The organism is Streptomyces sp. NPDC040622 (assembly GCF_055593965.1).
The window spans coordinates 49,856-64,399 of the sequence record NZ_JBVIXD010000023.1 but is presented as its reverse complement, the minus strand read 5'-3'; the positions used below and the strand labels follow the sequence as shown (position 1 = coordinate 64,399).

The 14,544-nt window shown below is 69.1% G+C and carries 9 protein-coding genes; 6 read left to right on the top strand and 3 right to left on the bottom strand.

Translation table 11 applies throughout. The annotated features are described in order from the left end of the window. Positions 1-529 precede the first annotated feature (529 nt). From ACZ592_RS38190 to tpg, 3 genes are read left to right on the top strand one after another with little or no spacing between them, the layout of a single operon-like run. Positions 530-2,932 (top strand): helicase associated domain-containing protein, encoded by a 2,403-nt coding sequence (locus tag ACZ592_RS38190; protein WP_471586353.1) that lies wholly within the window; start codon positions 530-532, stop codon positions 2,930-2,932. Positions 2,933-2,989: 57 nt separating this feature from the next. Beyond that, positions 2,990-5,086 (top strand): telomere-associated protein Tap, encoded by a 2,097-nt coding sequence (gene tap, locus ACZ592_RS38185; protein ID WP_471586352.1) that lies wholly within the window; start codon positions 2,990-2,992, stop codon positions 5,084-5,086. A gap of 3 nt (positions 5,087-5,089) precedes the next feature. Next, positions 5,090-5,650, top strand: coding sequence for a telomere-protecting terminal protein Tpg (tpg, locus tag ACZ592_RS38180; protein WP_471586351.1), 561 nt, complete (start codon positions 5,090-5,092; stop codon positions 5,648-5,650). Positions 5,651-5,844: 194 nt separating this feature from the next. Here the strand turns inward: tpg and ACZ592_RS38175 are convergent, their stop codons facing one another. Together ACZ592_RS38175 and ACZ592_RS38170 are read right to left on the bottom strand one after the other, a co-directional pair. Continuing rightward, positions 5,845-6,027, bottom strand: a complete 183-nt coding sequence (locus ACZ592_RS38175) for a hypothetical protein (RefSeq protein ID WP_020132702.1) — start codon at positions 6,025-6,027, stop codon at positions 5,845-5,847. Next, positions 6,024-7,022 carry a hypothetical protein gene (locus ACZ592_RS38170; protein ID WP_471586350.1) on the bottom strand — a complete coding sequence of 333 codons (999 nt, stop codon included), beginning with the start codon at positions 7,020-7,022 and terminating at the stop codon, positions 6,024-6,026. Before ACZ592_RS38170 ends, ACZ592_RS38175 begins: the two co-directional genes overlap by 4 nt. 111 nt (positions 7,023-7,133) lie before the next feature. Here ACZ592_RS38170 and ACZ592_RS38165 point away from each other — a divergent pair, with 111 nt between their 5' ends. After that, on the top strand, positions 7,134-10,484 hold the full coding sequence (locus tag ACZ592_RS38165; RefSeq protein WP_471586349.1) for a Helicase associated domain protein: 3,351 nt from the start codon (positions 7,134-7,136) through the stop codon (positions 10,482-10,484). Positions 10,485-10,598: 114 nt separating this feature from the next. Here the strand turns inward: ACZ592_RS38165 and ACZ592_RS38160 are convergent, their stop codons facing one another. Then, positions 10,599-11,339, bottom strand: coding sequence for a TIGR02391 family protein (locus ACZ592_RS38160; RefSeq protein ID WP_365227086.1), 741 nt, complete (start codon positions 11,337-11,339; stop codon positions 10,599-10,601). Positions 11,340-11,523: 184 nt separating this feature from the next. Here ACZ592_RS38160 and ACZ592_RS38155 point away from each other — a divergent pair, with 184 nt between their 5' ends. Together ACZ592_RS38155 and ACZ592_RS38150 are read left to right on the top strand one after the other, a co-directional pair. Then, positions 11,524-12,378 (top strand): TnsA-like heteromeric transposase endonuclease subunit, encoded by an 855-nt coding sequence (locus ACZ592_RS38155; protein WP_365227088.1) that lies wholly within the window; start codon positions 11,524-11,526, stop codon positions 12,376-12,378. Then, positions 12,359-14,515, top strand: coding sequence for a transposase (locus tag ACZ592_RS38150; protein ID WP_365771343.1), 2,157 nt, complete (start codon positions 12,359-12,361; stop codon positions 14,513-14,515). Before ACZ592_RS38155 ends, ACZ592_RS38150 begins: the two co-directional genes overlap by 20 nt. Positions 14,516-14,544: the final 29 nt, after the last annotated feature.

Sequence of the window (14,544 nt, the reverse complement as noted above, 5' to 3'; positions counted from 1 at the left end):
AGGGGGGGGGGGGGGGGGGGGGTGGGGGTGGGGGGGGGGGGGGGGGGTGAGGTTGTGTAAACGGAATTTCGACGGGATGTCAATTCGCGCAAGCGCGAATTGAGGGCACCCGCGCAAGCGCGGGTGCCTGGGCTGGCAATAAGGGGAGGTGTATCACGCGCGGGCCTGTGTAGCCCCTGGGGTTCCAGGCCACCACTCCAGCAACGAATGTGACGGATCGTCGGCCCGCCAGGTGTCGGGCCTCATCGCTGTAACGGGCTCCGCTTGCGCTCCACCCGAACCCCTCCCCTGCTCTCAACTGCGCGAACGTCAATGCTGACGACACCCCACAGCATACATTCTGGCCTGACGCCATGAGGGAGAATCAGCCAAGTATCACCTGGGAGAGCGAACTTCTCGCAAGGGTGATGCATCACAAGGGCTAGCTGTGTAGAGTCTGGGGACATACAGCACCACCCCGGACCCCTCACCCGCTCCGGGATTCCCTTTCAGTTTGCGGGCCGCATTCTGCGAAAAGGAGAACACGGGAATGGCCGTGAAACTGCGTGAACACCAGATTGAGGCCGTTGCCGCCATCGTGCGCGGCCTCGATACCCCGCCGGGCGGTATTCCCGTCAATGGTCTGCGCGGGCAGGTACACGCCGCGTGCGGGACGGGAAAAACAATCATCGCAGCGGCGGCGGCCAAGCGGCTCGCCTCCAAAGGGCGCATTCTCGTTCTGGTGCCGACGCTGGATTTGCTGAGCCAGACGGTTCAGGCGTGGAATGCGGCCGGGCACACGGGGCCTACGGTCGCGGTGTGCTCGCTCCAGGACGACCCGGAATTGTGGGCGCTGAAAGTCCGCTCCACTACCAACCCCGTGCAATTGGCGCTGTGGCACGGCACCGGGCAGGTCCTCATCTTCGCCACGTACGCGAGCCTCGGTGTGCTGGCGGAGGCCTTCGAGGGCGTGTACGGGCAACAGCTGGCTCCGATGGACCTGGTGTGTGTCGATGAGGCGCACCGGACCAGCGGTTCGATGGGTAAGGCGTGGGCTGCCGTGCACGACCAGGGGGTCATTCCGGCGGTGCGCCGGCTGTATCTGACGGCAACGCCGCGGATCTGGCAGGAGCGGCCCCCGAGCTGGGAGGCCGCCGAGGGCGTACGGGACCCGCTGCCTCAGGAGATGGCCGCGTCCATGGACGACGAGAGGATCTTCGGGCCGGTCCTGTACAAGCTGTCGCTGGCGTCGGCCGTGTCCAGAGGGCTGTTGGCGCGGTATCAGATCATCGTGCTGGAGCTCCAGGATCCGGTCGTCACCCCGGAACGGCTGATGGGCGAGGAGCGGCGCAGCGAGGAGGTGCGCGGGCAGCGGCTCGGGGCGCTGCAGGCCGCGCTCCTGCACACCATGGCGCAGCATCGTCTGCAGACGTGCATCACCTTCCACCACCGGACGATAGAGGCACAGGCGTACGCGGAGGGCTTGGAGCGGGTCGCGGCGAAGCTGTATGCGGATCAGCCGGACCGGTACCCGGCGGAGGTCTGGGCGGACTGGCTGTGCGGGGAGCACGTGCCCGAGCGTCGGCGGGGAGTGCTGGGCAAGTTCGGGTCCACGGCGCTGCGTGCGATTCTCTCGAATTGCCGCGTATTGGGTGAGGGCGTTGATATTCGCGCCGTGGATTCCGTGGCCCTTCTAGATCCCAAGGGGGCGCCGCACGATATCGTTCAGGCCATCGGGCGCGCTCTTCGGCAGAAGCCTGGAGAGGGAAAGCTGGCTTCTCTGATTGTGCCGATTTTCTTGAAGCCGGGAGAAGAGCCTGAGGATATGTTCACCTCCGGTTCTTACCGTCCTCTGGTAAAGGTTCTCGAAGGTCTTCGGGCTCATGATGAAGAGGCCGTGGAGCTGTTGGCGATCCCCCAGGAGCCGCAGAAAGCCGATGTGGAGCCGTCGATGCACATCGGCACGGCGCCTCAGGAAGGTGAAGACGAATCGCGTCTGCTGCTTCGCTTTGCGGCTCCGCGTGACCCGGTGATGGTCGCAGACTGGGTTTCCTTCAACGTCATCGACACCGAACGCCAGGACTGGGCCCGCGGCTGGGCGAAGCTGAAGACATACGTCGAGCGGACCGGGAACGCGAGGGTGCCCTACGGACACCGAGAGGGCGCGACACCTCTCGGGCAGTGGGTGGCGGAGCAGCGACGGGCGTACGGCGCCGGGGAGATGAGCGGGCAGCGCGCGCAGCGGCTGGAGCGGCTCGGCATGGTGTGGTCTGTCGCGGATGAGCGCTTCCAGGAGAATCTGGAGGCCGCGAAGGCCTACTACGAAGACCATTGGACCCTCTGCAGTCCGAGGCCCGCCGTGGCCCTGAACAGGCCCGTAGGACAGTGGTTGAGCAACTTGCGCCGCCCGGGTGCGCTGGACGGGCACCCGGAGTGGGAGACGGCACTCAAGGAGATTGACCCTGACTGGAACCCCGAGTGGCCTGCCGAATGGCAACGGCACTACGCCGCACTACGCGAGCTGATCGCCGACGAAGAAGGCCAAGCCGGCGCGGTGGAGGTCCTGCCCGGCTTCACCATCCACGGCATGGACATCGGGAAATGGCTGATTCGGCAGCAAAAACCGGCAGTTTGGCACACCCTGACGGACGGGCAGCGCGAGCGCCTGGAGCAGCTCGGCATCACGCCGCCGGCCCCGGAGCGCCCGAAGCCGTCCACGACGCCCTTGGGGGCCTTCGAGCGGGGCGTGGCGGCCCTCGCGCAGTACACGGCCCGGGAGGGCTCCGTGACCGTCCCCAGGGGGCACGTAGAAACGGTCGAGGTCGACGGCCAAGAGCACCCCGTCAAGCTCGGAGTCTGGATCATGAACCTCAAGGGACGCCGCGCGAAGCTCACCGCCGACAAACTCGCCACGCTCGCCACGCTGGGATTGGAATGGGCGCGAGAAGGTTAAGGGGTGGGCTAAGTTTTTGGTTAAGCACTATCGGATCCTGACGTGAAGGTGCAGGGAATGGCATCTGAGGAAGAGCTGTTCGCGTCCGTCGACGCTCTGTTGGAGGAGGAGCCGCATCTGCCGCCTCCGGCGGAGCGTGCCCGGCTGCGTGAGGCCGCAGGCATCACGCAGGCCCGCCTCGCCACCGCGTTGAAGACGACGACCCAGTCGGTGAAGAACTGGGAGAACGGCCGCTCGGAGCCGAAGTCGCCGCGCCTGGAGGCGTACCAGCGGCTGCTGAACGGGTGGGCGGCGAAGTATCCCGCGCACGGTGCAGCCTCGGCTACCGCGACGCCTGCGGCGTTCAGTGCACCGTCCGCGTCCGAGGTGGGGACGGCAGACGCCCCGCAAGCTCCCGCCGTTCCAGCCGCCGGACCAGCACGTCCTGCCACTCGGCTGGCCGCGGCATCGCGCCGTCCGGCCGCGAAGAAGGCAGCTCAGCCTGCAGCCGATCCGCGCTTCCCGCACGGTCCACTGGCGGTGCTGGACGGTGACGGCAGCGCGTACGGCGTCGGCGGGATCGTGCTTGACTGCCCGGCGACCACGGTTCCGGAGCTGGTGGAGTGGACGCTCAAGGAGTCCGGTCTCGGGGCTGCGAAGCTGAACCGGTACGGCAAGGACAGTGATCCGCTGATCGTGCTCACCGCGTCGGCCGCCGTGAAGCTGGGGCTGCCGGAGCGCCTGGAGGGCCACGAGCAGCGCCGCTCCCTGCGCCTGCCCGAGGACCACCCCGTGGTCAAGCAGGTCGCGAAGGCGAAATGGCAGTTGACGCAGCGTGGGTTCGGCCCGTGGGTCCGTGTCTACCGCAAGGCCCAGGGGCGTGAGCGGCAGTGCGTGCAGCTGGCGGTCCTGTCGTGGGACGCCCTCGATGAGCGGTCCTGGCCCCGCGTCGCGGAGATGGAGCCGGCCGACATCGCCCGCGTCCTCGGGATGTATGCGACCCGGGTCATCACCCCGCGCGGCTCCACCGCCGTCTCGGGCCTCGAGCTGATGACCGCGCTGCGCCCGCCGACGAAGGCTGTGCAGGACCCGGAGACCGGGAACTGGGTGTCCGGCCACAACCCCGGCAGCTTGGGGACGGAGGCGATGGACCCGGCGCCACCGGAGGCCACCCCGGAACACCCCGTCGTCGTGAACTCCGGCTGGAGTGGCGGGTTCCTCAACGAAGAGGCGTACCAGTGGGTGCGGGACGTGGACACGCTCTCCGATGAGGAGTGCACCTTGCCGTGGGCGGTCGGCCTCGACCTCAACACCGCGTTCCTCGCCGCCGCGGCCCGCCTGGTCGTCGGCCTCAGCGCGCCCGACCACTTCCACGCCCCGGCGTTCAACCCGAAGATCCCCGGGAGCTGGCTGGCCGACGTCTCCCACATCGAGCTGGACCCGCGCCTGCCCAGCCCGTTCACGCCGGACGGCTCCCGGCCGACGGGACCTGCGTGGTACCAGACGCACACCCTCGCCTACGCCCAGGAGCTCGGCTACGACGTGCACCCGATCAAGGCGTACCTGCGCCGCGAGACCGGCGCCTACCTCGACCCCTGGCACGACCGCCTCAAGACCGCCTACGTCGACACCCTCGCCGACCTCGGCGTCACCAAGGACCTGGACGACCGGGCCTTCCTCGCCGCGATGGAGCAGCACAAGCAGATCGACCCGGCCCTGGCCGCCGTCCTGTCCGCCATCAAGGCCACGGTGAAGGGCGGCGTCGGCAAGCTCCGCGAGCGCCCGCAGGGCAAGCACTACAAGGACGGCGAGACGTGGCCGGCCCTGCAGCGCCCGACCTGGCGCCCCGACATCCGCGCCGCCGTCATCAGCAAGGCCCGCGTCAACATGCACCGCAAGCTCAACAACATGGCGAAGATGACGGGCCTGTACCCGCTCGCCGTGCTCTCCGACTGCGTCGTCTACCCCTCGCCCGGCGAGAGCCCGCTCGACTTCCTGCCGTACGCCGCGTCCGGCAAGCCGCAGCCCGGCGGGTTCCGCCTCGGACCCACGCCGGGCCTGGCCAAGCTGGAGGGCGTCCAGACGATGCTGTGGGCGGTCGACCTCATGGAGAAGGGCCTCAACCCGGCCCGCCACATCAAGGGCGGCGACGCCGTCCTCGACGAAGGAGAGTAGGCCGTGGCCGGGGAGATCGACGACGCCATCGAACGCGCCGACCGGGACGGCTTCACCCGCCAGCCGCCCAAGACCCTCCAGGCACGCATTAACTTCCTGATGAAACAACTCAAAACGACCAAGGCCGTCGCAGCGGAGCTCGGGGTCAGCCAACGGTCGGTGGAGCGCTACCGCAAGGGCGAACGCAAGCACCCGCCCAAAGCGATCGCGGACCGGATCGACGACGCCGTACAGCAGCGGTGGCAGCCCCAGGTGCGCAAGCGCCGGCAGAAGCAGGCCGCCGTCACCGGCGGGATCACCGTGGAGACCCGGGCCCGGTTCGGCTACACCGCGCCGGTCGGCACGACCGACGACGGACGCTTCCGGCGACTCACCGTGCACCTCCCCCCGGCCTACGCGCAACGCCTCTTCGACGCCCTTAACACAGGCGCCAGCGACCAGCAGATGCGCGGGATCATCGCCGAAGGATTCAAAGAGATCTACTTCCAAGACGGCGGAGGCCGCGCCACAGGACTCTCCGACGTCACCCTCAACGACATCGACTACCTCGACCTCGACTACTGACCTGGCGCGGGCTGCAGGCCCGGCACCTACTTGTGTGACTGAGCGCAACAGTTGGCCAGTGTGCGCTCCAGTTGGCCAGCCTGAGCGTTCGTGGTCGTCGTGCTGAGCTATCGCCTCGGATATCAGCCCGATATCCAGGTTGAAGAGCCCGTGGGGCACCCGGCGGCACGCGTGAACGTGCCGCCGACATGCGTTCAGTGCTGAGTGACGGCGATGAGTAGCCCGGTGGCAGTGGCCATTAGCATCATCGCGGCGAGAGCCCCAGTGACCGGGATGGCCCAGGCCGGGCGGTGGTGGAGCACGGCCGCAACGGCGGTACCGACGAGCATTGTGACCACGACCAGCAGCAGGACTAGGAGCAGGGCGGTCAGCGTCATGCGGACCGGCCCTTCCAGGCTGCTGCCGCAGCGGCACGCTCGGTGTGCCGTTTGCCGAGCCGAATGAGCTTGGTGCGGACCCGCTCCCCGAGGGCCCCGGGATCACAACCAGTGAACTGTGCCGGATCGAGGGCGATGACGTCAGCAGCGGCCTCGGCCCAGGTGGTGACCCGCGTGTTGGCCCAAGCCATCGCGACGGCGTGCTCGATGGGGCGGAGCTGCGCAAGGACCGTGGCGACGCGCGGGTCGTCGGGCAGGCTACCGGTCAATACCTCGAACGGGTCCGGGCCTCCGGAGATGAGGTCGTACGTGGTCAGGTCGTCGCCGAAGCGGAGATCCAGACTCCAGAGCCGCTCCCCCGCGACCCGACGCTGTGACAGGGGAGTCAACTGGCGGTGGATGATGCGTGCTTCAGTCCTGAGACAGTCGAGTGCCATGGGTGCGAGGCTGCCGCTGCTGAACAGTGGTGAAGCCCAGTCGCCGAGCAGCGCCGTCGACACCGGCTCGCGCCAACCGCTCCACAGGCCCAGCACGTCTGAGGTGAAGGCGTCGACCTGGGGGGTGTTGTCCAGCAGGGCTGCCTGGCGCGCATTGAGCGCTTGGACGACGTCCGGCACCGGGCGCCCCATCTCCAGGAAGCCTCTGGCGATCGTCTCGGCAGTCGGCTGGCGGGTGGGGACGTGCACGTACTCGGAGGAGTGGGTGAGCAGCTCGCGGGCGCCAGCCTCCAGGACATGGAGGGGTGGGACCTTGCCGTTCGGACGGGTGGCGACGGTTCCGTCCGAGTGCACGGCGACGAGACCGCCGTCGACACCCCAGTGCACGGGGATGACGGCCTCCACGTGCATCTCGGACAGGGGTTCTGCCGGGGCCTGGGCAGTTCCCAGGAACTGCGTTGTCCGCGCCACCAGGTCGAAATCGACCTCGGGGCGGGTGCGCGGCCGCGTCGCTGCTTCAGGCGGCGGAAAGTGGGACGGGGTGTCCTCGATGGTCATGAGAACTCCTTGGATCGTGGACAGCTTCGCCCCTCAGTCCCGGCACGGCCCGCTTCCGGCAAAAAATCTCAGAACTCCCCATGTGACCCCTGTCACCTCGAATCAGAGACCATGCGCGAGGCAACCAGAGGGACTGCCTCAGCCTTCCGGATCCGCACCGGCCAAGTGAAACGATCAGACTGGCCAACTGTGGCGCTCAGCCACAGCTTGTTGAGCCGAAGAACGATAGTTGTCACAAGCGACGGGATGGGTGGGGAGCTGTTGCTGGCCGCAGGCGCCTTTCGGGTGGCTCCCCTGCAGGGTGAGATGACGCTGTCGTTCCTAGGGCGGATCGCGGACGGTTACGGCCTGACGGTGTCGAGTCTGCTGTCGGCGGTTACCGAAGTGGCCGGCCAGCAGGACGTCGTCGGAGTTCTCCAGGGCGACAGCGAGGTGTTCTTGAACGCCGCGGCCCGGGACCGGGTCGCGGCGCTGTGTCGTGTGCCGCAGGTGAGCTTGCGCCGGGCGTTGCCGGCCTGGACGCGGGAAGAGCCGCTGGGCCCCTCGAAGGAGAGGCCCGCGGCGCGGCTCCGCAACGGGGTCGAGACGGTTGCCGCCTGGGGTCCGGCGTGCCCGGGCTGTGTGGCTGCGCGGACCGATCGCGTGGCACCAGCCCGGGTGTACCGGGCGGCGCACCAGCGAGTCTGCCCACGCCACCGGTGCTGGCTGATGAGCGTGCCTGGCAGCGGGGGCCGTGTCGTCGGGCTGGCCGGATGCCCTGAGGTGGTCCAGGCGCAGGAGGATCACCGCAGGCTGCTGCGCCGCTCCCCCGTCGCTGGCTTGGCGTTCGAGGTCGCTGAGGCGGTCACGGCCTGGTGGTGGGCGCAGAAGTGGCCCGGGGAGCGCCTGTGGCCGATGCGGCTGGAGGTGGCCATGCCCGCGGGCGAGGCTCCGCAGCGGTGGCGGATCATGGCGCGGGATCTGGTCACCTACCCAGAGACCGTCGCCCTCGCCACGCTTCTGGCCAGCCGGGCCTGGCGGCTCCGTGTCGCGGCTGACGGTGGTGGTCACCTCCCCTACCGGTTGGCTGATGTGCCCTGCGTGCCCGGCGAGCTGGGCGATCGCTTGCGGCGGCCGTGGCTCACCGAGCGTCTGGCCGCCTGTACCCACGGACCGCTGTTTACCTGGACGTACCAGTGCATCCGTGCGCAGGGCGTCAGCGGAGACGCCGAACAGCGGCTGTGGCAGGTCCCCTTGGCGCTCCGGCCCCGGCCTCCCGCTGACGTTCTCGCGGGCTACTCGCGTCGGCAGACCGAGGGCACAGAGGGCTGGCCGGCTCAGAAGCGGCTGCGGGGCCACAGCGTGCACGCCGAGGTCGCCTTCGCCACCGGGCTGGCCCACGCGCGCACCTACGCCGCCCAGCACGGCCACCTCGCCACCCAACGCGACACCCGAGTCGGTTCCTTCGCCCTGGGGAAATGGGTGCACAACCAGCAGACCCTTGCCCTGGCCCTGCCTGAAGAAAAGGCCGCCGCCCTGAAAGAGGTGGATCCGTGGTGGAACCTCCCCTGGTCGGTGAAGTGGCAGCGCTCCTACTACCGCGCCCGCGACCACGTCCAGCGCCACGGCCCCCTCAACGCCGCCGACGGCTTCCCCGACACCCACGTGCTGACCGGGGAGTGGCTGTATCTGCAGTGCACCGACTACAGCTCACTCCACCCCGAACAGCGCCGACTGCTGGCCGACATCGGCCTCACGGCCCAGGCCGCCGACAGCGCACGGCCGCGCAGAACGAGCCGGACAGCGGGCATCGATAAGGCTGTTGCCTGTGCGCGCGCCTTCGTCTCCGAACACGGATACCTGGCCCTGGCCACCAAGAACATCTCGTACCAGGGGTTTCTGCTCGGGAAGTGGCTCACTGCCCAGCGTTGCCTCACCCGCCACCAGGACGAACCAGCGCACCTTCAGGTGCTCGACGCGATCGACGTGTGGTGGAACCCGCCGTGGCCCCTGGCGTGGCAGCGCACCTGGCACCGGATCCGCGCTCATGCCCAAGACCGGCGCCAACGGGCGGCAGAAGGAGGCTGGCCGGACGGCAGTGACGGCTGGGTCACGTGGCTGTCCGTACAGTGCACCGGCTACAAGCAGCTGCATCCGCAGCAGCAGCATCTGCTGGCGCAGATCGGCATCACCGCCGAGACCGCCGCTGCTTGCCCCCACGAGATCATCGCCCAGCTCTGCGGTACGGGCCCCGGGCTGGCCCACGCGCGCACGTACGCCGCCGCACATGGCCACCTCGCCACGCCGCTGAAAGCTTGTTATGAGGGGTTTCCGCTGGGTCGGTGGCTGAGCGAACAGCGCCACCGGACGCGGGAGCACCATCGCAGTACAGGCGGGACATGGCCGGTCAGCACGCTCCTCGCAGCGCTCGACCCCTGCTGGAACCCGACCTGGTCCTTGGAGTGGCAACGCCATTGGAGTCGCATACGCGAGCAGTCCGCGTCCGCAGCCGACGGCGGTGGTAGCGGCATTGCGGACCTTGAGAAGGAGCTGGCCGACTGGCTGAAGCGTCAGTGCACCGACTACGGCACACTCCACCCCGAACAACACCGCCTGCTGACCAAGATCGGTATCACCGCCGCGACAGCCCGAGCCGCCCAACCATCGGCTCCCCGCGCTGGGCCCGGTCTGCTGGACACCGCGCTCGCACAAGCCCGCGCCTACGCGGCCGAATACGGCCATATCGCCGCGCCCGTCAGCACCGTCCTCGACGGGTTCCCGCTGGGGAAGTGGCTGGCCTGGCAACGACGACGCGCCGGTCAGGGCCGCCTCTCCCCCACCCGTGCCGAGGCCCTGAGCGCAATCGATCCGTGGTGGAATCCGCCCTGGCCCCTGCAATGGCAGCAGGCCTACCACCGCCTCCGCACAGCAGCTACGGGTGCCGACGGCGTACCGGCCACGAACCTTCCCCGAGGCCTTTGCCGCTGGATCCGTGTCCAGCAGGAGTCCTGGGAGCATCTTCACCCCGGCCAGCAGGACCTCCTGACCGCCCTCGGCATCACACCCGATGCTGTCGTAGGCGAACGGCCCGCCCCGGCCACACGCTCCTACCCCGTCAGCCCCGGAATCGACCACGCACGCGCCTACGCCGCCCGACACGGCCACCTCACCCCGGACAAGCACGCCCGCCAAGACGGCTTCCCCCTCGGCAGATGGCTGTGCCAGCAACGCCGCAAAGCCCGCGCCGGCACCCTCTCCACCACCACGGCAGCCGCTCTCACCCACCTGGACCCGTGGTGGAACCCATCCTGGCCCTACACCTGGCACCGCACCTGGCAGCAATACCGCACCCTCGGCTCCGCAGGCGGGCCCGTCCCGGAGAGCTTGCGGCACTGGGCGCACCTGCAGATCGCCCAGTGGGACCGGCTCCACCCGCATCAGCAGGCGCTGCTGACCACCGCGCGCATCACTACTGCTCCGTGACACTGACGGGGAGAACACTTGGCGCGTGTAGAGGTCCGAGGTTCGGTCGTCGGCGTAGCGGCGCGCTCGCCTCTGGCGTGGAGAACGCCCCTTTCGGGGAGCATAGTTCGGCTCTCAACTGGCATTCTCCACCGCGGCGGCGGCCACCCATCTCGCCAAGATACTGAAGGCGGCGAGCTGCTCCAGTGCCTCGTTCTCTTCCAGTTCCTCATCCTCTTCGTGGGCGATGGGATTGCGGATGGCTGAGTAGACACCCCTTGCGAAGTTTCCTGCACCGTCGTGGCGGTTTTTGAATGTGTCGCCCCCGTCGTTCTCGCTGAGGCGCAAGCGGGGGTGCCCTGGGGCGGGTTGGTTGGTGGAGAAAGCATCGGAGAGGAGCTTGGCCTCAGAGGCGTCCCGTCGTCCAAGCTTCGCCTGGGATTGAACGTTCACTGCCCTGGCGGCAGCGCCGACCGCCTCACGGAAGTGGCCGCTGCTCCACAGGCCCTGCACGCTGCCCCAGACCCATGGGTGCAGCGTGGCTGCGTCAAGCTGGGGCGCGCCACTGCCGAGATTTTCCTGCAATTCCTGTTCTGCCTCCAGGAAGGCGACCGCGCGGTGGGCCGCCTCCCGGTGGCGCCACATCGGCTGTCTCTTGGCTTCTTCCCAGTCTGCGGATCGCCAGTCAGGGATCACCCGGTCCAAGATCTGCTCCGCGATGTGCGCAGCAGCCTGCGCCTCCGGCTTGGAAGAATTCTTGAACTTGAAGCTCCCAGCACTCACCATGCCGTGTGGTGGCGCGACCCACTCGACTGCTGCGGTGTGGAGGAAGCCCTTGAGCTTCTCGATCGCCCACTCTCTGTTCATCTGCGTCATGCTCTGATGCTGCCGCACACCACCGACATCGCCTCACCTGCACCGAGACTCGACGGCCTGCGGTCAGGATCACCGGAGTCCTGACGGGACGGACACGCCGTCATGACGGAGCACCGTTCACCCGTTCGGGTGGCGGATTCGGATCACGGCGTTCAACAGGCTTGCGTGCGCTTGGGTGTTGGGGATGGAGGGGCACGGGCACAGCAGGTTGGTGCGGCAGGCTGCCGCAGGGGGAAGCAGTGCGGGAGTCGAGGCCGCCTTCGCCACTGCTGCCGGACAGGCGACACAGCTGGCGTGGGATCAGGCGGCGATGTCGGTGCGGTTCGAGGACCTGGCGCCGGTATCCGCGTTTCCGGTCGTGCCGGGCCGCCGGTGGGGGCCGGGCTGGTGGTGGTCGGCGACCACCGGACGGCACGTGGTGCACGGTTCGGCCGCGATGCTCATCCAGCTGATGATCCTGGACCGGGATCCGGACGTGACCGGCCTGTCCGCGCGCCCGGTACGGCTGCTGTGGCGGGATGCCGACGGGCGGGTGCGTTCGTGGGTGCCCCAGCTGTTCGCCCGGTACGCGGACGGCACCGGCCTGCTCGCCGACTGCCCCGCCAGCCCGGCCGCCGGCGGAGACAGGGCACAGCGGGCGCGGGTGGTCCTGGAAGCAGCGTGCGCGCGCGTGGGCTGGGCTTACCGGCGCCTCGAGCCGCCTCCGGCGGTGGTGGCGGCGAATCTGCGGTGGCTGGCCGGCTACCGCCACCCCCGCAATCAGGGCCCGCCCGGGCTGCGGGCCGCGCTGGCCGAAGTATTCGCCGTGCCCTGCCCGCTGGCCGACGGCGCAGCCGCGGTAGGCGATCCCCTGCAGGGCCTGCCGGCTGTCTATCACGCGCTGTGGTGCGGACATCTGACGACGCCTCTTGATGAGCCGCTGCACGAGGAGGCGCTGGTCTGCGCTGACGCAGAACGCAGTGGTGAGAGTGTTGAAAAGCGGCTGGGCGCCGGGAGCGGCCAAGGAAGGGGCGAGTGCAGTGGGCGGCACACACGGTAAGAGCCAACGGCCGGTGGTGGAGGTCGGCGCGCACGTCACCTACCGGGGACAGACCTGGCAGGTTGCCGCCCTGCAAGGGCCGCGGGTCTACCTGGTGCAGGAGACTGGCGCCGAAGTGAGCCTGCTGCTGGGGCGGTTGTTCGCCGATCCGGGCTTCGAAGTGGTGGGCGCGCGGGCGCCGGACGCGGTGCCGCAGTGGGGGCTGTTCGAGACCGTTCCGGTGGCGGCCCAGCAGCGGGCGCTGGCCTGGCTGCCCCACATCCGAGAGGTGGAGACCGGATGGCCGCACCCTGAGGGTGGCCGTGATGGCCAGACGATGCGGCCGGAGTACGACCCCGCGCGGTGGACGCTGGCGCAGCGGGATGCGGCCAAGGCGCAGGAGCTGGCGGCGCTCGGCTTCGCGCGGGTGACGCGTACGACGGTGGAGCGGATGCGGTACGCCTACCGGAAGCAGGGTTTGTGGGGGCTGGTCGACAAGCGCGTGGTGCCGGCCCGTGGCCGTCATCCGACGGGGTATGCCGACGAACGGGTCGTGGCCGCTGTGCTGGAGGCTCTGCGGCGCCAGCGTGGCCGGTCGAAGGGGACGGTGAAGGGACTGCAGGTACTGGTCGGGCAGGTCCTGGAGGACACCCATGGGCGCGGGGTGGTGGAGATGCCGTCACGGTCGACGTTCTACCGGCTGGTGAGTGTGCTGGCCGACCCAACCGAGCGTCCGGGACGTCCCGCACGCACCGCCACCGCCCCCACCCGCGCCTCATCGTCGGCGCCGGTGGTGCTGCGGCCCGGGGAGCAGGTGCAGATCGACACCACCCGCCTGGACATCATGGCCGTCCTGGAGGACGGCACGCTGGGGCGGCCGGAGCTGACGATCGCCGTCGACGTCGCCACCCGCTCCATCCTGGCCGCCGTCCTGCGCCCGCACAGCACCAAAGCCGTCGACGCCGCACTGCTCCTGGCCGAGATGGCTGTTCCGCATCCTGCCCGCCCCACCTGGCCCTCAGCGCTGCATCTGTCGCGGGCTGAAGTGCCCTATGAGCGGATGCTGTCGCTGGACGAGCGCCTGGAAGGCGCGGCCGCCCGTCCAGTGATCGTGCCCGAGATGATCGTCGTCGACCGCGGGAAGATCTACCTCTCGCAGGGCTTCGTCGCCGCCTGCGAAACACTCGGGGTAAGTGTGCAGCCCGCTCCACCGAGGCGGCCGCAGGCCAAGGCCGTAGTGGAGCGGACGTTCGGTGCGATCAACGACCTGTTCTGCCAGCACGTCGCCGGCCATACCGGCTCCAACCCGCAGCGTCGCGGCTCCGCGACGGCGGCCGAGACACGGTGGACGATCCCGCAGCTGCAGGACTTCCTCGACGAATGGATCACCTGTGGCTGGCAGAACCGGCCCCACGACGGACTGCGCCACCCCGTCCTGCCCAAAACCGCCCTCACCCCGAACCAGATGTGGGCCGCGCTGATCACCATCAGCGGCTACGTGCCCGTCCCGCTCACCGGGGCCGACTACCTCGAACTACTGCCCGTGCGCTGGCAGCCCATCACCGAACGCGGCATCCGCCTCGACTACCGCACCTACAACCACGACATCCTCGACCCCCACCGCAGCCAACACTCCCCCGTCGCGGCCAGGGACGGCAAGTGGGAGGTCCACCACAACCCCCACGACGCCCGCCAGATCTTCATCCGCCTCACCGACGGACACCTCCACGAAATCCCGTGGATCCACCGCGACCACGTCCACCAGCCCTTCAGCGACGCCATCTGGCGCCATGTCCAGGCCGAGGTCGAACAACGCGGGGATCGTGAGCAGCATGAGGCCGACCTCGCCGACGCCCTCGACCAGCTCCTGCGCCGCACCCGCCACCCCGCCGAGACCGAGCAGAAAACCCGCCGCCGGAGAGCCTCCCGCTCCGGTACGGCAGCACAGTTGCCCGATCTTCCAGGCCAGCGGCGCCCACTCGACGCAGAGACCGCACCGGCCCCGGCACCGGACTGGAGCGAGAGCCTGGACGACCTCATCAGCGTCGGCACCGCGGCCGAGACCGGCACAAGCGAGCCGGAGGGCGCGAGCGTGCTGCCGGGAACGGCAGGCGGCTACGGGCTGTGGGACGCCGAAGCGGAAGCCGAGCAGTGGTGAACGCCTCGCCGGGCCCGAACGATGCGCGG

Bases quoted from the DNA above. Each gene is read 5' to 3' on its own strand.
- ACZ592_RS38190 (WP_471586353.1), top strand. From the start codon at position 530: ATGGCCGTGAAACTGCGTGAACACCAGATTGAGGCCGTTGCCGCCATC.
- tap (WP_471586352.1), top strand. From the start codon at position 2,990: ATGGCATCTGAGGAAGAGCTGTTCGCGTCCGTCGACGCTCTGTTGGAG.
- ACZ592_RS38175 (WP_020132702.1), bottom strand. From the start codon at position 6,027: ATGACGCTGACCGCCCTGCTCCTAGTCCTGCTGCTGGTCGTGGTCACA.
- ACZ592_RS38170 (WP_471586350.1), bottom strand. From the start codon at position 7,022: ATGACCATCGAGGACACCCCGTCCCACTTTCCGCCGCCTGAAGCAGCG.
- ACZ592_RS38165 (WP_471586349.1), top strand. From the start codon at position 7,134: ATGCGCGAGGCAACCAGAGGGACTGCCTCAGCCTTCCGGATCCGCACC.
- ACZ592_RS38160 (WP_365227086.1), bottom strand. From the start codon at position 11,339: ATGACGCAGATGAACAGAGAGTGGGCGATCGAGAAGCTCAAGGGCTTC.
- ACZ592_RS38155 (WP_365227088.1), top strand. From the start codon at position 11,524: ATGGAGGGGCACGGGCACAGCAGGTTGGTGCGGCAGGCTGCCGCAGGG.